Here is a 21818-nt window from a genome sequence, read left to right as displayed (position 1 = left end):
TAGGTAGATTTTAAAATTAAATCTATTTAAAAAAATGGTTGTAAATTTTAAAAATTTATTTAGACAGCCAGTTATTCTTTCAAGTGCGATCGCTACAATTTTACTAGTAGGCATTCAAAAACTTGGGGTTTTCGAGCCTTTAGAAATGAAAGTCTACGACCAAATGATGCAATTACGTGCCGACCCAGGCCCAGACACTCGTCTGTTGATTGTTGCTTTAAGTGAAAAAGATATCCAAAAATGGAATTGGCCCCTGTCTAGTGAACTTCTAGACCGACTGTTAGGCAAACTTGAAGAATATCAACCGCGAGCCATTGGTCTAGATATTTTTCGTGACTTACCAGTACCGCCGGGTCATGACAAACTACTGCAACGCTTACAACAAAGCGATATCATTATTCCTATCTGCAAACATTCTGGTTCTAACAATCCGGGAATAGCGCCTCCAAAAGGCGTTGAAGCAGAGCGAGTTGGATTTAATGATGTCGTAGAAGATACTGATGCCACAATTCGCCGCAACCTCTTATTAGTAGGTGCAGAGGAGTCCGATTCTTGTCAAAGTACCTATTCTTTTAGCTTACAACTAGCGCTCAAATATTTAGAAGTCGGAGGCATCCAACTAGAATTTACCCCCAAAAAGGAACTACGACTACGTAATACTGTATTTAAACCCCTGCAAAGTAGCGCTGGTGGTTATCAAAAAGCAGATACCAATGGTTACCAAATCCTGCTTAATTACCGTTCTGGTCATCAGGTTGCCCGGCAGGTAACTATTACAGAAGTACTTGCAAATCAAGTTAAACCAGATTTAGTTAAAGACCGCATTGTTTTGATTGGTTCAACAGCCAATAGTTTAAATGATATTTTTAATACGCCCTTTGCTAGCGGTAAGTCAGATAATTCTGGCAAGATGGCCGGAATTGAAATTCATGCCCACAGCGTTAGTCAAATTCTCAGTGCTGTTCTGAACAAACAGCCTCTATTTTGGTTTTTGCCTGAGTGGGGTAAAGTACTTTGGATATGGGGATGGACTGTAGTTGGTGGGTTGCTGGTATGGCGGATTCAACATCCGCTAGGCTTAGGATTGGCAGCAGCAACAGCCCTTGCAGTATTATTTGGAGCCAATTTTGTCATTTTTACCCAAGCTGGATGGTTCCCAGTCATACCTCCAGCGTTGGGGTTAGTATTTACCGCCAGCAGTGTCCTTGCCTATAGTGCTTATCAAACTAAACAAGAGCAAAAAGAAATTACCCAACGGGTTCAAGAACACCAACAATTAATTTTAGAATTGCAAGGTCTTTTACGGCAGCGTGGCAACGCCTCAAATGAAGCGCCAACGCTAATTGTTGATTCCATCGGACAAGAAATTGCACTAGGCACGGTACTAAACAACCGCTACAAAATTACTCAACCCTTGGGTTCTGGAGGATTTAGCAATACTTATTTGGCTGACGATATCCAGCGTCCTGGTAATCCGCAGTGTGTGGTTAAACAGTTGCGACCTTCTCACCAAGATACAGAATATTTAAATGTTGTCAGACGCCTATTCGACGCTGAAGCAGAAATCTTAGAAACTTTGGGTAAGCACCCACAAATTCCCCAATTGCTAGCTTTTTTTGAAGAAAATCGACAATTTTCTTTAGTACAAGAATTTGTTCGAGGGCACGCTATGGATAAAGAGCTAACCGCTGGGAAGCGACTAAAACAAGCTGAAGTTGTGGAGATACTCAAAGAAGTTTTAAACGTGCTAGTTTTTGTTCATAGCTATGGCGTAATCCATCGAGATATCAAACCTAGTAACTTGATTAGACGAGAATCAGATGGGCATATTGTTTTAATTGACTTTGGCGCTGTTAAGCAGATTCAACCTCAGCAGCAAGAAGCTCAGACAATTTCAATTGGTACTCCTAGTTATGCACCTTCTGAACAAATGAGTGGGTTGCCAAAACTCAACAGCGATATTTATGCGTTGGGAATTATGGCAATACAAGGATTAATTGGGGTAGAACCCAGAGAGTTTCGTAGAGACACAAATATTGGTGAAATAATTATCCAAAGTGAAGCTGATGCTAATCAACAGATTTGGCAACATTGGCGCGAATTAACTGAGGCTACAGATGAGTTAGTGATGATTTTAAATAAAATGGTACATTTTGACTTCACTCAACGATATCAGTCAGCGGCAGAGGTGCTTAAAAATCTCGAAAGTCTTTAGTACTTTTTCTAAACACTAAAGTGCTAATAAAAAAGCTCGGTCACTCGCATGACCAAGCTATTAACTATTTCAACCAATTATTGCAGGAAAAGTAGTGCGTAGGCGTAGCCCGTCGTAGACATCGCAAACTATTAATTAGCAGATTTTTCCAAATTTACCTTGACGACTTTGTTCTTTTCTTGCTCAGTTTTAGGCAATATTAGATTCAAGATGCCATCTTTATAATCTGCCTTAACGTCAGTATTTTTAATTCGAGATGATAGAGGAATTACGCGTTGAAATTTACCGTAATGAAACTCACTTCTGGTAACACCTTTTTCCTCTGTTTTCGTTTCAGACTTACGCTCACCGCTAACGTAAACAGCATTTTCTGTAACTTGTACATCCAGGTCTTTAGCTTCTATTCCTGGCAATTCTAGCTTCAGATGAATCGCATCTTCAGTTTCTTGAATTTCAGCAGCAGGAACTTTGCTTAAGCCTTTATCAAACAATGCAGATGGTAGTCTGGTATCTTCAAGTAAACTATTGATTTGGTGTTGTATAGTGTCAATTTCTCTCCAAGGATTCCAACGAACTAGTGTCATAACTCTTCCTCGCATTAGTTAGCTTTGTTTAATAACTTTTGCACCTAACTTTGTGCTTACATATTTATATTATGTAGAGTTAAACCTGCTGTAGATTCGGTTATTAGCACCAACTAATTGATGATTACCGTACCAAATTCAGATATAAGGAAAATTACGGTTTACTCTAATTTATATGTTTGGTAAACCTGAATATACACATTAGATTTAATTTATACTAAACCAAGAAATTTGCTGTTGAAGGAAATAGTTCAAAAATGCGATGCCTCGGTTGGGCTATGCCTAAAACTAAGTAACAGCGCTGCATAAATTTTTAGATAACCTCTGTTAAATACATATCTGTTCAATTTTGTCCTGCACTTAACTTCCGATTTATTAACCAACACAGTATCAATAATGAAACTCTTTTCCCCGCTCAATTTTGCACACATTCTTGATTCTAGTGTCTTACCTAGAATCGCTAGGACTCAAATAGCTACTCATAGCAAGAGTGGCACATCAATCAACACAGCTATCAAATCTAATACTTTACACAACCATTCCACAGATATCAATTGCCTCAAAACTTTTGATAGTGCTGTTCTTGCTTATCACATGATGGGTCTTAGTAATTTTTAACCATCCGTAGGATGCGCTCAATTAAATCACCCGAATGGGTGAGGAGCAAATCAACCGTTCAGGTGAACTGGGTGCAGGAAGTTAAGACAGATAAAAAATAAGACTCTATTACTCAAGAACACTAATTGCATTTTACTAAGCTGTCGCGCCTATAAGTTGCCTCATAATCTGTTAGGTAAAACCTGTAAACCCTCTCCTCTGCTCCTCTGCCGTCTCAATGTGCAAACTAAAAACACAACAGCTTATAACTAAGGATAATCCTATGAAACTCTCTATCTTGATTGATTCTGTACTTATTGTTACTTCTATTGCTTTATTGCCTGGAATCGGTGGCACTCAAATAGCTACTAAAAATAGTGGCGAACCTATAGCTATCAACTCTAATAATTTATCTAATCATTCCAATAACGTCAGCTACCTCAAACCCTTTGATGCTGTATTTATAGCTCACCAAAGTAATTTGAATCCCCAATGACTAGAATTTATCGTCTCGGATTTGAAACCCAGTTTTTCTGTGTAAAAAGCCGACTATCTGGGTTATCCAGTTAGCAAGACGGTTAAATTTATGCTCAATAGTTTTTTCTTTGGCATTCAATTGATATATAAGCTGTTAAGCACCTAAAAAAGCACATTTAGACAGCAGGGGAGTAGAATTGACCGGAGGCAGCGCGTCTCCGGCTTTGCGCTTTTTCTCCAAAATCAACAATATGCAAGTTAAATGCGTATTAGCTTATAAATATAGGATTCCTATTTGATTTTTAAACAAAACTACGAGAAAATACGGAGAGGCGCACGAGTCTAACAAAAAACAATGAGAAGTCAGCATTTACAAACTGCCACACTCAAAATGGGAGTATCCCAGCAACAGTCAGCAGAGGGAATAGCACTTCATGCAATCGCCGAACTACAAAATTTTATCGCTCTGCATCCAGATGCTTAAACGTAAGTTAAGGGACTTCCAAAAATTAAATTATTCAATTTTGTAAGCGAAGACGATCATTAGATTCTTGCTCCTCTGCTTCCCTTGCTCACCAAAGCAATGGGTATTTTTTTAGTTGAAAGTCCCTAATTCTACCTCCTGTCCCCTGCCCTCTGCTCCTTGCCTCCTAAAATTTAACTTCTCACTCTAAAAAATGGTTCCTTCCAGACGAGTTTATTTATTGTTGGTTTTGGGTATTGCGATCGCCCCGATCCTATCCTTATTTCTCAGCATTAAAGCAACCATCGCTATCACTCTGCTATTTGATGCCATCATTCTTGGACTGATGGTTGTAGATGGTTTGCGGGTGCGGCGTTCTCGTGTGCAAATTACCCGCGAATTACCGTCACGATTATCCATTGGGCGAGATAATCCCGTAGTGTTAAAGGTGACATCGCCAAATACCGATGCCCAAATTGAAATCCGCGACTATTACCCAACAGGATTTGGCGTGTCTGTACCTGCACTCAGCGCCATTGTTCCCAGTAACAGCACTGAGGAATTAACGTATACTGTCCACCCAACACAGCGGGGAGAGTTTCCTTGGGGAAATATTCAAGTCCGACAGTTGGGGCTTTGGGGATTAGCTTGGGATGATTGGCAAATTCCCCAAAGTCTGCCAGTAAAAGTTTATCCTGATTTAGTCGGATTGCGATCGCTGACAATTCGTCTGACACTGCAATCATCAGGATCGATGCGCCAATCTCGCAAAACTGGTATTGGTACAGAGTTTGCCGAATTGCGAAACTATCGCACTGGTGACGATTTGCGGTTTATTGATTGGAAAGCTACCGCCCGTCGGGTTGGGGCTTATGGTAATGCTATGCCACTGGTGAGGGTTTTGGAACCAGAACAGGAACAAACATTACTGATTTTGCTTGATCGCGGCCGATTGATGACGGCAAAAGTACAGAATTTGCAGCGATTTGACTGGGGATTGAATGCAACTTTATCTTTAGCTTTGGCAGGTTTACATCGAGGCGATCGCGTGGGTGTTGGTATATTTGACCGCCAAATGCATACGTGGATTACCCCAGAACGCGGTCAACATCATTTGAATCAGTTAATTGATCGCTTAACTCCAATTCAACCAGTGTTATTTGAATCTGATTATTTGGGGGCGGTGACAAATGTTTTGCAGCGACAAACTCGGAGGGCACTTGTAGTAGTGATTACCGACTTAATTGATGTCACTGCCTCTACAGAACTCCTAGCTGCACTCTCTAAGTTAGCACCCCGCTATCTCCCATTTTGCGTTACTCTACGAGATCCACAAGTTGATCGTCTAGCACACACCTTTACAGATGATGTCGCAAGTGCCTATACCCGTGCAGTAGCACTAGATTTATTAATGCAACGACAAGTAGCTTATGCCCAACTGAAACAAAAAGGAGTATTGGTACTAGATGCACCAGCAAATCAAATTGCCGATCAGTTAGTTGAGCGATATCTGCAACTCAAAGCGCGAAATCAACTTTAGTAACCGTCATTCTGACTTGTGCATTTTTATGCAATTATTCAGCGGAGGCATAAACTTTGCTTAAAATTATCCAGGTAGAGACTGATGAACATAACTCTCATATCCAGGAAGTGTTTTGGGAATATTTTAATGAGACTAAGTTGATATTCAGCCATCAATTCGGTATCAATTTAAATATTAATACATTCTTTGAACAATATATGACTCAACTCCACGAATTTCTACCTCCTTCAGGGCGCTTGCTTTTGGGACAATATGAGAAAGAAATAGCTGGCTGCACTTGCTTGCGAAAGATTAGTGAAGATATTGGCGAAATTAAAAGAATGTATGTAAGACCAGAATTTCGCAGAAAAGGAATTGGTAGGTCTTTATTAGAAGCTATCATCAATGAAGCTGCCTACATTGGTTACTCCAGGATACGTTTAGACAGCGCTCCTTTTGCAAAGGAAGCACAAGCACTTTATCATGTATTTGGCTTTCAAAATATTGAGCCGTATTTGGAAAAAACAGAGATTCCTCTAGAACATCGAGCAAACTGGGTTTTTATGGAATTAATTTTAAAATGATCCATATCCGTTGTGAAACTCTGCTAGACTACACAGCAATAGCTGAGGTGAATACATTAGCTTTTGGGCAAGAAAACGAAGCTCAACTTGTGGAGAAAATTCGCTATTCTGACCGTTATATTTCCGAACTTTCTCTAGTTGCAGAGATTGAAAATGTTGTAGTCGGTCATATTTTATTCAGCTATATTGACCTGGTGGGTAAAGAAACACTACAGGTACTAGGTCTAGCACCTATGGCTGTTAATCCACAGTTTCAACGACAAGGAGTTGGTAGCGCACTGGTACAAACTGGGTTAGAAAAAGCACACACAAAGGGAGAAGCCATAGTTATTGTACTTGGTCATCCCCAATTTTATACTCGTTTTGGCTTTCAGCCTTCTGTGGTTTATGAAATCGAGTCTCCTTTTCCAGTACCAGAGGATGTCTTCATGGTTAAACCACTGCAAAGCTATCAAAAAAAGTATAAAGGGAAGGTTGTTTATCCAGCTGCTTTTGATGGAGTATAGTATTATTCCAGCGTAAATATTTACAATCAACAGTTATTAATTTCTATATTTTATGTCTGGTATATCTGAAATGGTGTATTACGACTTTAGCCTAACGCAACGATAAGATAATTACTGGTAAATTCTCCTAATTTATCTGAAGCGTCTAATCTTAACGAAAGCTTGAGCATTCATCACCACAGATGAGACTGTGTTAACCACAGCTAATATTTTTATTTGTTAAAAAAATGTAATTTTATTTAAAATACTTGCTTGCTAAATTAAATATATGTATGTTTTAAGTTTGTATAAAGCCGATAAAACATAGTTTTAGCAGCAAAAATTTTTATGTAGATCAATTATTTAAAACTAGGATGTTTTACAGAAAAGATATTCCTTTGAAGAAGTTTGTAAAATAGGTACTTTAATAGAACCTATCGGTTGTGCTAAAAAGTGATTGGGAAGACGTACTTGTAAAGGCAGAGCAACAACAACTCACTTTTAGACAAAAACCTCAACTCCGTTTTGCTGATTCTTTTATAGAACATGACACTTTCTTTTTAGAAGATCCCTTCTATAACTTGATAGAGTTTAAACATTATCGTCACCTAGAAGCAATTTTTGGACATTATGACTATACGCAAATAGAACAAGGAGTTTGACAAGGGTTAAAATAATTCGTAATACTCACCAAAGGCGAGAAGCAAGCTTAGGTTTAGTTGAGAGCTTTGAAAATCACTGGTGCTGAAACTATACCCTTTGCCTCTAATGCAGCTGCAACCCGTAAAATTAACGCTTCATTATATGGTGCTGCGATTAATTGCACACCTAAAGGTAAGGCATTTTGGCGCTGAATTGGTACTGATAAAACGGGTAAACCAATAAAAGATAATGGTTGAGTAAATAGCCCTAAATGAGGACGGATAAGAATTTCTTCGCCATCCAAAATCATGGTTTGTTGACCAATTAATGGTGCAGAAATTGGTGTAGTTGGGGCAAGAATTACATCGACATTTTGAAACACTTCCCGAACGCGATCGCGATACCATCTTCTAAATCGTTGTGCTTGGAGATACCAGCTACTAGGAATTAACGCTCCAGCCAAAAAGCGATCGCGTGTAGCGAAATCAAAATCTTCAGGACGCGATCGCAATTTGTCCAAATGCAGATTTGCACCCTCACTAGCTGTAATCACAAAGGCTGCTGCACGGGCGCGGTGTGCTTCTGGTATGATTACGTATTCAGTGACTTCTATTGCATCAGCTACTTTTTGCACTGCTGCTAAAGCTTCTAGTTCTGCGCCTTTGGTAAAGTAATCACCTGCAATGGCAATTCTAATATTAGAGATATCTTGTTTGAGTTGTGGTAAACATAATTCAGGTGGACGCTTTGTACAAATGGGATCGCGATCGTCTTCTCCCTGAAGCACATCAAACACCGTAGCGATATCCTGCACCGAACGCGCAAAAGGGCCAATATGGTTAAAACTGCTAGAAAATAAAGCTACCCCAGCACTAGATAACCTTCCATAAGTTGGCTTGAAACCAAAAACGCCACACAACGCCGCCGGAACGCGAATTGAACCATTCGTATCAGAACCCAACGTCAGCGGTACTAAACCAGCCGCAACCGCCGCCGCCGAACCACCCGATGAACCACCAGCAACTCGCTGTAAATCATGGGGGTTGTGAGTAGCACCGTAATGGGAGTTTTCCGTCACAAACCCATAAGCGTACTCATCCATATTCAAAGCACCAAGTAGAACAGCACCCGCTTGCTTCAGCTTCGCTACTGCGGTTGCATCTTGAGTAGCTGCTGGGTTTTCTGCATTGATTTTCGATCCAGCCAGAGTTGTTAAACCAGCGATATCGAAGAGATTTTTTACTGCAAAAGGTACACCAGCAAGGGTTCCAGGATTATTACCTTGAGCAATTTCCCGATCAATCAGTGCTGCATCTGTTAAAGCTGTCTCAGCAGTTATAGTGGTAAAACAGTTGAATAGATGATTGTGCGTTGCTATTCGTGCTAACACAGCTTTCGTAACTTCCACTGCGCTAGCTTTACCTTCGCGTACAGCAGTTGATATTGTTATGGCATCGGCTGAATCAAAATTCATGCTGAAATATTAAGAGATAGCGCGTTTAGCTTTTTGAGTAATAGCAGTCATACCAATTCAAAATTCAAAATGACGCTCGCGGACTCGCTAACGCTGTGCTAACAAAATTCAAAATTAAGAAAGTGAAATCTAGCATATATTTCAAGGTTTGATTGTGTATCATATTTTTCGTGATTTCGTGAAATGGTATCAACAATAGTTTTTGCTTCACTAAAACATCAACATAGCTATTCTTGAAGCAATTATGGTTCAAAAACTGGTGCAACTTCAATTTCCTCTGGTAAAGGGAAAGAATTTACAAGATTAGCGATCGCTCTAATTCTCTCAAAATTTGCCACCACACCATCATGATACTCATCTCTGATCTCTAAATCCAACAACAACCCCATCAGGTCGACATACTCACCCACATCAAACTCTTCTCTTCTCATCTCTCTTCCTTTGCGTAAATCCGCGGTAAGCCGAAGTGTCTACGTTATCTTAAAACTTATTGTTACTTTACAGGCGCTTGCAACAATTCAATATCTCTAATCTGAAGAATGCCACTACTCTCAAATTGCACACTGATTTGAATTGTGGCAGCATCTGCTTCTTTTTTAAAATAGGCACGCGCTTCGTAAGGCTGAAAATCTTCCGTTAGTAAAACTTCTGTTGGCCAGAAGTGCCTCATTGTGCCCCACTGTCCCGTTCTCCGCCAACCTAAACTAACTTTAATTGGTTTTTCTGTGTTTAGTGCTTTCGCGTTAAATTGACAAGCAAGAACACACTCTTGGACATCGGGTTCTGCAATTTCAAATAAGATGACGTTTCGCAAAGGATCTGCACTAGTTATGAAGGGCTGAGTGTTATCGTCATAAGCTTCAATTTGCCAGCTTTCTCCGACAATTGCAATACCTCCCTTTGTCACCGTAGAATCGGCAGGTGTGAATCGACGAATTAGCACAAATGGCTCTGTGGGTTCGGGAACCCCGAAGCGTTTTTGCAGATCGTTACCGACTTCTTGAATTTTAGAGTCAATAAAACCTTTGAGATTATTGAATAAATCATCGAACATCGCGATCGCCCTAAATCATCTTTTTTTAGTCTTCCCCTTGAAAGTTGCAAATGAAATTACCCATACAAACTTACCAAGGTTAAAGATTTTCTCAAATGAAAGATGATTTTAAGAGCAAACAAGGGATAACTAAGGATAGTTCCATCCAGGGTGAGTATTCTCTTAGTTTCCTATGACCTATTGCCTCAGAATTGCCGACCTACCTACAAATGAGCGTCCGCGTGAGCGATTAATGACACATGGTGCAAAAATTTTAGCCACAGCAGAGTTAATCGCAATTCTTCTAGGCACTGGTCAAGGGCCAGGAAAACTGTCTGCTGTGGGTTTGGGACAATATATCTTGAGAGAATTAGGCAAACACCAACGCGACCCTTTGGTAGTTCTGCGAGAAGTTAGTCCTGCTGAGTTAATGCAAATTTCTGGTGTTGGTCCGGCGAAGGCGACAAGTATTTTAGCAGCAATCGAATTGGGTAAACGCGCCTTTCAATCTCGTCCCAACGATCGCACATTAATTGATAGCCCACTTGCTGCTGCTGCTACCCTCAGTCAAGATTTGATGTGGCAGACACAAGAACGTTTTGCAGTGGTGCTATTAGATGTCAAAAATCGCTTACTAGGTACGCAAGTAATTACCATTGGCACTGCAACCGAAACCCTAGCCTCTCCCCGTGATATTTTTCGAGAAGTTATTCGTCAAGGCGCAACGCGGGTAATAGTTGCTCACAACCATCCTTCTGGAAACCTTGAACCCAGCCACGAAGATATAGAATTGACGCGTCAGTTGTTAGCAGGAGCACAGCTTTTGGGCATTCCGGTACTAGATCATCTGATTTTGGGCAATGGCAATCATCAAAGTTTACGGGAACTGACAACCTTGTGGGATGAGCATCCGCAAGGGGATTAAGTTACAATACAGTTTAATTAAGGGAAAAAGTTATCTGTTGAGGCAAGCAGGGGGAGCAGGGGGAGAGAAAAAATGCTTAACCCAAGCGTATTGGATTAAGTCAGTGAATAAGACGCGGTGACACGAATCATTATATTTCACCGCCTCCCCGCATATTCTTTCTTTGCGTATGCCCGAAAGTTACAACTTATTTGCTTTCTTGCATATTTCTAACTAGTTTAGTTACTAGCTTTCTGGGAGTAAATCTTACAGATTCAGCGAGTAGCTTATTTTTAATTCCAGGAACGACAACAGGTTTGTTTTCAAATAGACCACGATAGCCAATTTGGGCTACTGTTTCCGCAGTCATAATTTTTTGACCACTTACCAACTTTGAGTCTTCCATTGCGGCTCTTTGCTGAAAACCAGATTCTGTAGGCCCTGGACAAAGTGCTGTTACAGAAACGCCTGTGCCTTCTAATTCATTAGCGATCGCTTCTGAGAACGATAAGACATAGGCTTTACTGGCATAGTATACTGCCATCAGCGGCCCTGGTTGAAAAGCAGCAGTAGAGGCCAGGTTTAATATTTTTCCAGACCCTCGCTTAACCATACCTTTGAGAAATAATTTGGTCAAATGTGTCAGACATAAAATATTGACTTGTAGCAATTGCATTTCTGCATTTAGGTCAATTTCGTTAAATAATCCGTAGGTAGCAAACCCAGCATTGTTCACCAGCACATCAATATTAATCGATGCTTGTTCTAGCTCTGTGAAAATTTCTTCTGGGGCGGATGGGTTAGATAAATCCTTGGAAATAACTTTGACATTGATGCCAAATCTATTTTTAAATTCATCGGCGATTTTATTCAGCTTATCCACGCTTCTAGCTACCAATACAAGATTGTAACCATCCTGAGCAAATAACTTCACAAATTCATAACCGATGCCGCTAGATGCACCAGTAATAAGAGCCGTTTGTTTGCGATTACTCTGCATAATTTTCCTCTGTTAACAGCTTGAAATAAATAGATATCTGGTAAAAATAACTATGTGTTAATCCAGAATCTTTATAGAGATGTAGGCTGCATATTTCCAATCTTTTTCACTCATGTCTTTTATGAATCATTAGTTATTAGTCATTATTAACCTAACGCTCTTTAACCTTGATTATTCTCTTTCTAAAATAATTAACAAGTGCTAAGTAAACAAAACTAATTACTGACTACACAACAATAAGCACTTATTTATTGCCATTGGGAAATTTCCAAGCGAACTGCCGCATTTGTTCCTAAGACTTTTTGTCCGCGTTCGGGTAGAGGAACATACGCAACATATATACCGGAACTGGATTCAGAAGTCGGATTTAACTTTGTGACTGGCTCTTTTTGATCAGAATTCCAACTGTATTTAGCCTCATAAGTGCTATTTGATTCGGCAACATCAGTAATTAGATAGTCAGACCATAAAGGTACTTGGTCGAGATGATGGTCGTGTAACCAATTCGTCTCTTGTTTTGTAAAGGAATGCAGTGCTAAACGCAGGGCATATCTACAGGTATTATCGTCATTGGCTGAGTTTCTTGGGATTAAGAAAGCTGTAAATAGGGGAACAGGTTTATCTGTTCGAGTTAACTCTTGTGTAATTGGGCAATAATGAGCGATCGCTTGCTCATATATAGGAATAGGAAGACCACGCAAAGCCACCCTAGTTTCCAGTTGATAAAAATTCTTGTCCAGGTCTTTTAACTCGACATTGCTAAGAGACAGTTTTACCTGGATATCACCAAACAAAAATCGTTGCAGGTTTTGATAACCTTCTTCCGAGTTCACCATGCCATAACGCCCACCATGAGAACGGTGAATATAGGCACGATGAGAACCCATAATATAAGCTTTATCAATCTGAACTAGACCATCACTTTTGACTCCGACAGTCTTGCGTGAAAGACCAAAACCTTCTTCATAATCATGAGCATTAGTACCGATAATACAAAAAACGCGGTTTGGTGGAAATGCGTCCTCTATGCTTTGTAGTTTTTCTAACTGAAAGCCCTTGGGTAACTCATCAGTTGGCTGGGCATTAGGTGTTAAATACTGATACATTCTCTGGGGACCAAAGTCATCAGAATTATTTAATCTGAGAGTGTCTCTTAGGTTTTCGATCAAGCCATCTCCAATATCAAAAACAATGCCACCATGAGGTGTACCGTAGGTAAAGAATTTATTAATGTGATTGGTAGCTACGTCGTTTGTTTCTGGATAAATCTTTTGAATCAAACTGCGACAAACAAGACCTCCCATTGAGTGGGCGACAAGATAAATTTTGCCTGCCCCTGTGGTTTCCTTAACATTTTGAATCCAGTCTTTTAAATCCTTCGCTATTTCCTCCATCTCTTGTCTGACTACACTTGAGGAGCCAAAACTCGGTGTAGATATATCATAAAATCGATAGATCCAAATAGTTTTATGAAGTTGACCAGACAATCTTTTAATCTGACTGCTCACATTCTGATTGTCAACAATCGGTTGATAACCATGATCGGTCATTAGCCGTAGCAATGGACTCTCGAAAAAAAACTTCTGAGGATTTTCCTTCTCATCTACTCGAATATGGGTTGAACCACTATTGAATCCATAAAAGGGATCGTCAACTGTTTGCTCAACGTCTTTTTGTGTACCTGCATATCCACGAACAAAGATGATTGGTAAATACTGCATATATATCCTTCCTATTTAATAAATATTCTTTCTCGTTCCCAGGTTAAATCTAGGAACGAAAAAAAATATCCAGACAAGTTACTTTTAGTACAACATTTTATTTAGGACTTACGCACACTCTACGAATTATTGGCGACGGACACTTTCCTCAAGTCGGGAAACCCGCCCACGGAAGTGTCCTCCTCTTGGCACGGCAGTTGCTTCAAGTCGGCAGAGCCGCCCAACGCACTGCCTCATCTTGGCGGTTCGAGAAATTAAGCTTTTTAGCAATTTTTGCGTAAGTCCTATATTAATTCGTAGCGAATTCTCTGCGCCCCTAGAGCGTTCAAAACACTACGATTTTACACGGGAGCTGTACTTAGAACGTTTTCACGAACTCAATTAGCGCTTTCTTATCTTCATCTGGCAGATTTGAGCCAAAATAATGACCTTCATCTTCCACAAAGTCAGGAGATTTGTTGGCTCTTAAAAGTACGCGTGCCAACTTACCCTTAATTCCACCGACCGGTTTCAAGTCTTGGAAAAGGTTGCCGAGATTGAGAGATGTAATTGCCTCTCTCATATTGATGCTTGCTAGCAAATTCACAGGCGTACCTTTAGGAACAGGAAGTTTAAATCTCGGATTCGGATCTCCTGGGGGAAGCTCTAATTTGGTTTCTCGGTCTGTCCTGCTGATAATTCCCTCACGCTTTTCAGGCCAGAGCAGCTTTTCCATAGCATCAGTATAAGCTTCTACACGTCCTTTCACTGAAGGATCTTCGTTGTAAAGTCCTAGCGTATTGTTGTGAAGAAGTGGTGCTGTTGCCCAAATGCTCACTAGTGAAGGTGTACGGTAATATCCCAAACCGCCGTCAGGTATCTTAAATTCGATGGGTTTTTTCTGATCGAAGGGGTTATACAGCGTCAAAGTACCTGGTGAAGGCAGTTCTTTGTAAGTCTTCGATGAGAACTGATCCCAAATATGACCCTTAGCGGCATTTGTCCCTAGCGATCGCGCCGCATTGGTACCAATTAGTGTGACTGGATAACGTTGGTCATCAGACAAGAAGTTGTGGTCAAGAAAATTACTACTGAGTACAGACTCTTCGTACCATTTTTGAGCCTGTTCGGGGTCAGCAGCAATTTCAGCCGATGGCTTTTTGCTGGAATGGCAACTAGCACAAGTGCTGGCAAAAACCAGCTTGCCACGTTTGAGAACTTCTTCATCTTTAGTCAAGAACTGTTCACCACCTGCTGCATCTTTCAGGTGCATCGGCTTAATGGTTTTTAAGAATGCTTCGGCATCAGCCATGCGTGTTTCTGTCTGTCTCCAGCCTTCGCACTCCTTCCGTGCCTTTTCGATGTCAAAAGGTTTTTGGGGAGTTCTGCCTAATAAAGGCTCATGGAGACTTGTCCAGTAATCGCCGCACATCCCAATGTTGACGTAGACGCGTAATGAGGCAATTGCCACTCCTGTAGAGTCTGCACCATCCTTGAGAATATGATTAACATCCTTGGTTGAACCATCGTTCATCACCTCTGGATATTTGGGGCGATCGCTTAAATTAAAAATGGCATTGATCGCATTCGGATTATTGATATGATCGGTGGCAATCCGAGAAGTATCAGAGGTACCAGGTTTTTGAGAGTCAAGTACTTGCTTAATAAAACTATTGTCCGCAACGCTGGATGCAAATAATTTGTTTTCCTTGATGTACTGATTACCCAATGCTGGTACCAAGTTTTCCCATCTTGGATGTTCCTTATCTCTGGGTGGATTGAGAGGATTTAATCCTACGTGACAAATTGCACAGGACTGCCCGATTACGTAGGGAGGTTCGATTTGTGAGGTTTTGGCATATTCAACAGGGTTCCATTTTGCCGAGTCGAAGTTGGGGTTTTGGAACTTACGCAACCCAATAACACCAGTTGAGAGCGGATCTTTACACTTATCTAGCCACAAACCGTATTCATCTGGCGCTGTTGCTTTTTCACATCCAGGATCGTTAATTGCACCATAACGTTGCAATCGCTCGTCATGCACACGCGAGTCAATCAGCTTTAGCAGATCAACACCACCACGCGTTCGCTTCGCTAGATCGCGATAGTACTTGGCGTTATCGCCAGTCCATAAGTACCAAGTACAACGACCCCGCTTTTCGGCATCTGTCAAATTCTCCTTTTTATAATCTGGGAGATAACCGATACCCTCACAGTTATCAGGGTATTCAGATACACCTTTATCAGAATACTCAGTACTTATGGGCGCAGGTGTTTCACTATACTCATCAGCTATAGCTGTAGACGATCCATAAAAGCCGCAGACTATAAACATAGTCACGAACAGGAGGAGCAGACAGCCCTTAAAAATTAGACTTGTCTTTTTCATAAAACTCTCTGGTTGTAACACCTTAACCTTTTCCACTGCACCTCACCTTTACAGAGGTACACTAATGCTTCATCACTAATTTCCCATTTTCCAGATTTAGTCTTAGGAGATTTTGATGATTTATGTACCTTACTGAGGTTCTTATATATGAAGTTACTACACAAATTTGCAAAACGTCATCAATAAACTTTTATACATTTTTAAATCAAAAATTTAAAAAATTGTAAATTTACAATGGCGTTCAATAACTAATTTGCTATGGTTATATCGATTTCCTACCTACTTAGTTAGATTTGCAACAAATCGTTAGCAGCTACTTTTAAGGTTGTCTTAACCTTTTAAGAGAAATAAAAGACGGAAATTTTCACTTTTTTTAAGAATTGCTCTGTAAATCCCATCCTTTACAAACTGCAAAAGTCTTTATATAACTGTAAAAACCAATAAGGATAAATATCGATGCTCAACTTGGTAGTTAGATTTAAGTAACAAAAACTTAATATTTAGCGTTGGCGCAGGCATCGCATCCGAAATTCTCCACTGGAGATTTATAGAGATAAAAAACTACTCTCTCAGAGACACTAGAAACAATAGTTCTCTGGCGAGACTGTTAGTGCTACGAAAAATTTTGCCACCTAATTTTATTGCCGAAACAAGAGAAGACAGAGGAACACATGGAAAACGATATTATCTTTGAGCCATTGAGATTTCGTAATCTCACAGTAAAAAATCGGATATTTCGCTCAAGCATTTCTGGAAGATGGGATAACTATGATGGTTCAGGTACTCAAGCCCGAATCAACTGGGAAGAAAAGTTTGCTCGTGGTGGTGTAGGGGCTATTATTACTTCCTTTGTCCCAGTTGCTATTCGGGGGCGAATTATGCCCAATTACGCCACAATTAACTGTGATGAGCGCATTCCTTTTTGGCGAAAAGTAGGAGAAAAAGTCCACGAATATGACTGCAAACTTATCTTGCAATTAAGTCATTCGGGGCGACAGCAAGATATTGGTGGTGTAGAAAACTTAGGAAAAAAAGCGTTAAGTTCAACCAGCAAAACTGAGCCATTCCACGGCTTTTTATGTCAAGCGATGACACTAACAGAGGTTAAAGAAACCATCCAATACTTTGCTGATGGTGCTAGACGTGCCCGTGAAGCAGGTTTAGACGGAGTGGAATTGCACAGTGCTAATGGATATCTTTTTAATCAATTTCTTAGTTCTGGAATTAACGACCGTCAAGATGAATATGGCGGTTCATTAGAGAATCGAGCGCGATTTTTGCTAGATGTAATTAGAGCAATCCGTAAAGAAGTAGGCAACGATTTTCATTTGCAATTCAAAATTAGTGCCGTTGATTATAATAACGCCGTCACCTTTTGGGAAAAACCAGGTAATACCATAGAAGATTCCATTCAAGTTTGTAAATGGGCAGAAGAAGCTGGAGCTGATGCTGTACATGTGTCAACTGGTAGCTTATTTCCTCACCCACTCAATCCTATTGGTGATTTTAATTTTGATATCATTACTAAAACTTATGATTCTATGTTGTCAAGTGGTGTCGAAACCACACGCAACTACATTTTATTTCGCAAAGCATTTTTGCATCCAGTTTTCAATTTTTTATGGAATCGCGTGAAAAAGCAATTGCCTTCTCAAGCATTTAGTGGTGATGATGTAAAAGACCTCAAAATCAAGCAGCTACTGATAGAGAACCAAGGCAGAAACTTACTAGATTCCAGAGAAATTAAAAAGCACGTTAATATTCCCGTATTATGTACAGGTGGTTTACAGCAGGCTTCTTATATTCGTCAGGCAATTAACGAGCATTATTGCGATGGCGTTACAATGGCTCGTACTTTAATTGCTAACAACGATCTAGTTAAATCTTTTAAAGCAGGTAAAGATTTGGCAGATAAACCTTGTACCTATTGTAATAAATGTCTGCTGAATGTAATTGAAAATCCTTTGGGTTGTTACGAGCAGGATCGCTTCAATAATTATGAAGAGATGATGGAAGAAGTAATGTCAGTCTTTCATCAAACTCAGCTTGTAAATTCATCTAGATAAAAAAGCGATGCGTATCACATCGACAATTTCGCTTATAAATAATCTCGACAATATAGGGAGTGTTTCATGACTGAACAAACAAACCCTACCCTACTTCCAAGCTCAATCAAGGGAGTCTTCCAGCGGATTTGGGTTGTGATTGTAGGTATTGTAGCAGTAACAGTATTCTTCCTTTGGCCTGTTTTGTCTAACTCTCCAGTGGATTATGCTGATATTGAAAACCATTTTAAATATGGTTCAATTGGCAGCGAACCGGTCAATGGCATCCCTTACTGGATTTGGAAAGTTTTACCAGAATTATTTCCAGATAAATTACCTGGAAAAGGTTATACTTCTCTGGGATTTATCAAAGAACCTGACAAAGATTTGCCTATAGGTTTTTCGCAACGGCGAGTCTTTATTGATAGAGTTGGGTTGAATTGTGCTGTATGTCATACAGGAACGCTGCGAAATACCCCTAATAGCGAACATCAAGTCATCACAAGAATGCCTGCTAATGTAGTTAATTTGCAGGGATATATCAAATTCTTATCAGCAGTTGGTGTAGATGAGCGCTTTACTGCTAACCGGATGTTGCCAGAAATTGAAAAAATTAGTGGCGGTCTTAATCCCATTGAAAAATTACTTTATCGCTTCATTGCAATTCCCCAAACTAGAGATGCACTAATTAATCAAGCATCTCGACTTAATTTCGTTGAAAAACAACCAGATTGGGGCCCAGGAAGAGTAGATACTTTTAATCCTTATAAAGCAATTCAATTCCATTTCCCAATGGATAAATTGCGTGAGGATGAACTGATTGGTACTTCTGATTTCCCCTCAGTTTGGAATCAAAAGCCCCGTGAAGGATTGCAGTTACATTGGGATGGTAATAACACTTCCGTTAATGAACGAAATAAGAGTGCAGCTTTAGGCGCTGGAGTCACACCCACAACGATTGATTTGCCTCGAATTCAGAGAGTTGCCGATTGGCTTTGGGAACTACCACCACCAAAATATCCCTACGAAGTTAACGAAACTATCGCAGCGAAAGGAGAACAACTTTTTGAAAGTAATTGTGCTAGTTGTCATGCTTTTGGTGGTGCTTATACAGGCAAAGTTGTACCAATTCAAGAAATTGGAACAGACCCCCATCGTCTCGACTCATATACCTACAAAACGATGTCTAATCAAAATACTCTGTATACAGGGTATCCGTGGCGTTTTAAGAATTTCCGCAAGACTAATGGGTATGCAAATATGCCCCTTGATGGTGTTTGGTTACGCGGCCCTTATCTGCACAATGGTTCAGTTCCTACTTTACGAGATTTACTAGAAACACCAGAAAATAGACCTAAAGAATTTTATCGTGGCTACGATGTGATTGACAGAGCAAAAGTTGGTTTTGTATCTGATGTCGGTGTAGAAAACGGTAAGAAATACTTTAAGTTCGATACCACAAAACCTGGAAATAGTAACAGTGGCCACTTATACGGCACTGATCTTCCTACAGAAGATAAAAATGCATTAGTTGAGTACATGAAAAAGCTTTAAAAGGAGAAAAAAATGAATAATTACGCTAAATGGTTTAGTCGCGTTACTTGGCTCGGCATTATCGCTAATATGTTTTTTGTCATTCCCTCGTGCTTCTTTCCAGAACTAATGTTGACGTTTCTTCAGATGCATATACCAATGCCAATTATCTGGGTTCGCGCTGCGGGAATGCTGTTATTTATTATTAGTGCATTTTATATACCTGGAGCACTTGACCCATACCGATATCAGGCAACCGCCTGGATATCAATATTTCCTTCACGAGCTTTTGGATCGACATTTTTCATTTGTGCAGTACTTTTCTTTGGGCAAGATAAAGGATTTTTATCCATTGCCTTTGTAGACCTGTTTTTTGGATTAACGGAAGTAATTCTTCTCACACTAGCAATGCGTGACCAAAATGCGATCGCTGCAACTCCAGTGAAGCAATTCTCCTAATTTTATCCCTAGTTTAGTGTGGGTATATTGCCTGCACTACAAACAGATTCTTCTGCAAAGGAGCAAAAGAGTGCCATGACAATACTCAAAAATAAAATAGGTAGCGTAATCGCAAGCATTGTTTTAATTACGATCCTTTTAGGTGGTGTAGTTGGGTATGTGGGATGGTACAACCTTTTTCGAGAGGTTCCCACATATTATGAATCGCCTGAAGAACACTTTAAATATGGTTCTATTGGCACAGAAGAAGCGCAAGGTGTTCCCTATTGGATTTGGCTGGTATTACCACGAATATTCCCTGATAAATTACCAGGGCCAGGTGGTTATACTTCTTTGGGAATCACATGGGAAGAGGGTAAAGAAATGCCAGTTGGGTTTACGAAAAAAACCATTGGCTTCCCTCGCGTCGGTATAACTTGCGCTGTTTGCCATACAGCTACCTTTAGAAAAACAGAAAGGGATAAACCCACAATTGTAGCCGCGGCTCCTGCTAATAAGTTTGATTCACAAGGCTATTTACGATTTTTGAGTGCAACTGCTGGCGATCCCAGATTTACGGCAGATTATATCCTTGACGAAATCAAATATAACTATCAGCTTTCGTGGTTAGAAAATTTACTTTATCGCTATGTGCTAATTCCTCAAACTAAGAAAGCACTGCTGCAACAAAAAGAAGACTATAGTTGGACAGATTCTCGTCCTAACTGGGGCCCTGGTCGGATTGATCCTTTTAATCCGGTTAAATTCAATACTTTAAAGTTACCCAAAGATAACACTATCGGTAACTCTGATATGATGCCTCTTTGGAATCAAAAGATGCACAAAGGGTTTGCACTGCATTGGGATGGGTTAGAAACTTCACTAACAGAAACTGTTCAAACTGGAGCAATTGGTGATGGTGCTACCAAAAAATCACTTCCTGTAGCCGATTTACAACGGGTAGAAGATTTTATTCAAGAACTACCACCTCCTAAATATCCATTTGCTATTAATGAGCAAGTGGCTGCAAAAGGAAGTCAAATTTTTGCTAATACTTGTGCATCTTGTCACGCTTTTGGTGGGGAAAGAACAGGTACTGTTATCCCTGTGGAAGAAGTGGGAACTGACCGCCATCGGTTAGATATGTGGACACAAGAAGGAGCAGACACTTACAATCGTTTTGGTAATGGCTACCCTTGGGATTTTAAAAACTTACGCAAAACCAATGGGTATGTATCTGTTTCCTTAGATGGATTATGGTTAAGAGCGCCATATTTACATAATGGTTCAGTTCCATCTTTACAAGATTTGTTAGAAAAACCAGAGAATCGTCCTCAAGTTTTTTATCGGGGATATGATGTCTATGACCCGAAAAAAGTTGGTTTTATTACTGAAGGAGATGAAGCCAAAACTATAGGTTTTAAATACGATACTACGGTAACTGCTAATTCAAATCAAGGACACATTTATGGTACTGATTTATCTGATGAGAATAAAAAAGCTTTAATTGAGTACTTGAAAACTCTGTAATTAAAGTAGTTGCTAAATCAGAAAATGATTTTTAGCAATCCTAAATCATTTGTGAAATATTTTCTTTTTACACTTCGCACCCTTTGCATACTTCTCTGCGATCGCGTAGCGTCTCGCAGTTCATTAAACAAAGTAATTTTCACAACTCAGACAGGATTGCTATAGCAACTTTGTGACGTTAGTCATTTACTACCAAGTAATAT

At 39.9% G+C, this 21818-nt stretch carries 18 protein-coding genes and 1 pseudogene; 12 read left to right on the top strand and 7 right to left on the bottom strand.

Annotation, left to right across the window (positions count from 1 at the left end; all coding sequences use genetic code 11):
- The first annotated feature begins 34 nt into the window (after positions 1 to 34).
- Positions 35 to 2215 carry a CHASE2 domain-containing serine/threonine-protein kinase gene (locus V7K56_RS11925; RefSeq protein ID WP_334910631.1) on the top strand — a complete coding sequence of 727 codons (2181 nt, stop codon included), beginning with the start codon at positions 35 to 37 and terminating at the stop codon, positions 2213 to 2215.
- 131 nt (positions 2216 to 2346) lie between these two features.
- Here V7K56_RS11925 and V7K56_RS11920 read toward each other — a convergent pair whose 3' ends face one another.
- Positions 2347 to 2799 (bottom strand): Hsp20/alpha crystallin family protein, encoded by a 453-nt coding sequence (locus V7K56_RS11920; protein ID WP_334910629.1) that lies wholly within the window; start codon positions 2797 to 2799, stop codon positions 2347 to 2349.
- An 880-nt stretch (positions 2800 to 3679) separates the two neighbouring features.
- Here V7K56_RS11920 and V7K56_RS11915 point away from each other — a divergent pair.
- The 6 genes and pseudogenes from V7K56_RS11915 to V7K56_RS11890 all read left to right on the top strand — a co-directional run bounded on the left by V7K56_RS11915 (position 3680) and on the right by V7K56_RS11890 (position 7589).
- Positions 3680 to 3892 carry a hypothetical protein gene (locus V7K56_RS11915; RefSeq protein ID WP_334910627.1) on the top strand — a complete coding sequence of 71 codons (213 nt, stop codon included), beginning with the start codon at positions 3680 to 3682 and terminating at the stop codon, positions 3890 to 3892.
- A 336-nt stretch (positions 3893 to 4228) separates the two neighbouring features.
- A pseudogene (locus V7K56_RS11910) lies at positions 4229 to 4354 on the top strand (IS630 family transposase); the annotation flags it as partial.
- A gap of 196 nt (positions 4355 to 4550) precedes the next feature.
- Positions 4551 to 5876, top strand: coding sequence for a DUF58 domain-containing protein (locus V7K56_RS11905; RefSeq protein WP_334910625.1), 1326 nt, complete (start codon positions 4551 to 4553; stop codon positions 5874 to 5876).
- Positions 5877 to 5932: 56 nt separating this feature from the next.
- Complete coding sequence (locus tag V7K56_RS11900; RefSeq protein ID WP_334910623.1) at positions 5933 to 6442, top strand: GNAT family N-acetyltransferase; 510 nt, start codon at positions 5933 to 5935, stop codon at positions 6440 to 6442.
- On the top strand, positions 6439 to 6948 hold the full coding sequence (locus V7K56_RS11895; protein ID WP_334910621.1) for a GNAT family N-acetyltransferase: 510 nt from the start codon (positions 6439 to 6441) through the stop codon (positions 6946 to 6948). Before V7K56_RS11900 ends, V7K56_RS11895 begins: the two co-directional genes overlap by 4 nt.
- A 422-nt stretch (positions 6949 to 7370) precedes the next feature.
- Positions 7371 to 7589: a hypothetical protein gene (locus V7K56_RS11890; protein WP_334910619.1), complete on the top strand. Its 219-nt coding sequence runs from the start codon at positions 7371 to 7373 to the stop codon at positions 7587 to 7589.
- 53 nt (positions 7590 to 7642) lie between these two features.
- On the opposite strand, the gene V7K56_RS11885 is transcribed toward V7K56_RS11890, so the two are convergent.
- From V7K56_RS11885 to V7K56_RS11875, 3 genes are all read right to left on the bottom strand, one after another.
- A complete protein-coding gene (locus tag V7K56_RS11885; RefSeq protein WP_334910617.1) occupies positions 7643 to 9043 on the bottom strand; it encodes an AtzE family amidohydrolase in 1401 nt (466 codons plus the stop codon).
- A gap of 242 nt (positions 9044 to 9285) precedes the next feature.
- Entirely contained in the window at positions 9286 to 9474 is a 189-nt protein-coding gene (locus V7K56_RS11880; protein WP_334910615.1) for a DUF4089 domain-containing protein, read from the bottom strand.
- A 62-nt stretch (positions 9475 to 9536) separates the two neighbouring features.
- A complete protein-coding gene (locus V7K56_RS11875) occupies positions 9537 to 10097 on the bottom strand; it encodes a hypothetical protein (RefSeq protein ID WP_334910613.1) in 561 nt (186 codons plus the stop codon).
- A gap of 172 nt (positions 10098 to 10269) precedes the next feature.
- On the opposite strand from V7K56_RS11875, the gene radC reads away from it, so the two are divergent.
- Positions 10270 to 11001: a RadC family protein gene (gene radC / locus V7K56_RS11870; protein WP_334910611.1), complete on the top strand. Its 732-nt coding sequence runs from the start codon at positions 10270 to 10272 to the stop codon at positions 10999 to 11001.
- A gap of 187 nt (positions 11002 to 11188) precedes the next feature.
- Here radC and V7K56_RS11865 read toward each other — a convergent pair whose 3' ends face one another.
- The 3 genes from V7K56_RS11865 to V7K56_RS11855 form a co-directional block, all read right to left on the bottom strand.
- Positions 11189 to 11980 (bottom strand): SDR family NAD(P)-dependent oxidoreductase, encoded by a 792-nt coding sequence (locus V7K56_RS11865; RefSeq protein ID WP_334910609.1) that lies wholly within the window; start codon positions 11978 to 11980, stop codon positions 11189 to 11191.
- A 248-nt stretch (positions 11981 to 12228) separates the two neighbouring features.
- Positions 12229 to 13701: an esterase/lipase family protein gene (locus V7K56_RS11860; RefSeq protein WP_334910607.1), complete on the bottom strand. Its 1473-nt coding sequence runs from the start codon at positions 13699 to 13701 to the stop codon at positions 12229 to 12231.
- Between the two features lie 358 nt (positions 13702 to 14059).
- On the bottom strand, positions 14060 to 16069 hold the full coding sequence (locus V7K56_RS11855; protein ID WP_334910605.1) for a hypothetical protein: 2010 nt from the start codon (positions 16067 to 16069) through the stop codon (positions 14060 to 14062).
- A 671-nt stretch (positions 16070 to 16740) separates the two neighbouring features.
- Here V7K56_RS11855 and V7K56_RS11850 point away from each other — a divergent pair.
- The 4 genes from V7K56_RS11850 to V7K56_RS11835 all read left to right on the top strand — a co-directional run bounded on the left by V7K56_RS11850 (position 16741) and on the right by V7K56_RS11835 (position 21615).
- Complete coding sequence (locus V7K56_RS11850; RefSeq protein WP_334910603.1) at positions 16741 to 18135, top strand: NADH:flavin oxidoreductase; 1395 nt, start codon at positions 16741 to 16743, stop codon at positions 18133 to 18135.
- A 66-nt stretch (positions 18136 to 18201) separates the two neighbouring features.
- Entirely contained in the window at positions 18202 to 19668 is a 1467-nt protein-coding gene (locus tag V7K56_RS11845) for a c-type cytochrome (protein ID WP_334910601.1), read from the top strand.
- Between the two features lie 12 nt (positions 19669 to 19680).
- Positions 19681 to 20106 carry a hypothetical protein gene (locus tag V7K56_RS11840; RefSeq protein ID WP_334910599.1) on the top strand — a complete coding sequence of 142 codons (426 nt, stop codon included), beginning with the start codon at positions 19681 to 19683 and terminating at the stop codon, positions 20104 to 20106.
- Positions 20107 to 20181: 75 nt separating this feature from the next.
- A complete protein-coding gene (locus V7K56_RS11835; protein WP_334910597.1) occupies positions 20182 to 21615 on the top strand; it encodes a c-type cytochrome in 1434 nt (477 codons plus the stop codon).
- Positions 21616 to 21818 lie beyond the last annotated feature (203 nt).

Source organism: Nostoc sp. (assembly GCF_036917535.1).
GTDB lineage: Bacteria > Cyanobacteriota > Cyanobacteriia > Cyanobacteriales > Nostocaceae > Nostoc.
The sequence above is the reverse complement of the archived record's forward strand: the minus strand, read 5'-3'. Positions and strand labels throughout refer to the sequence as shown.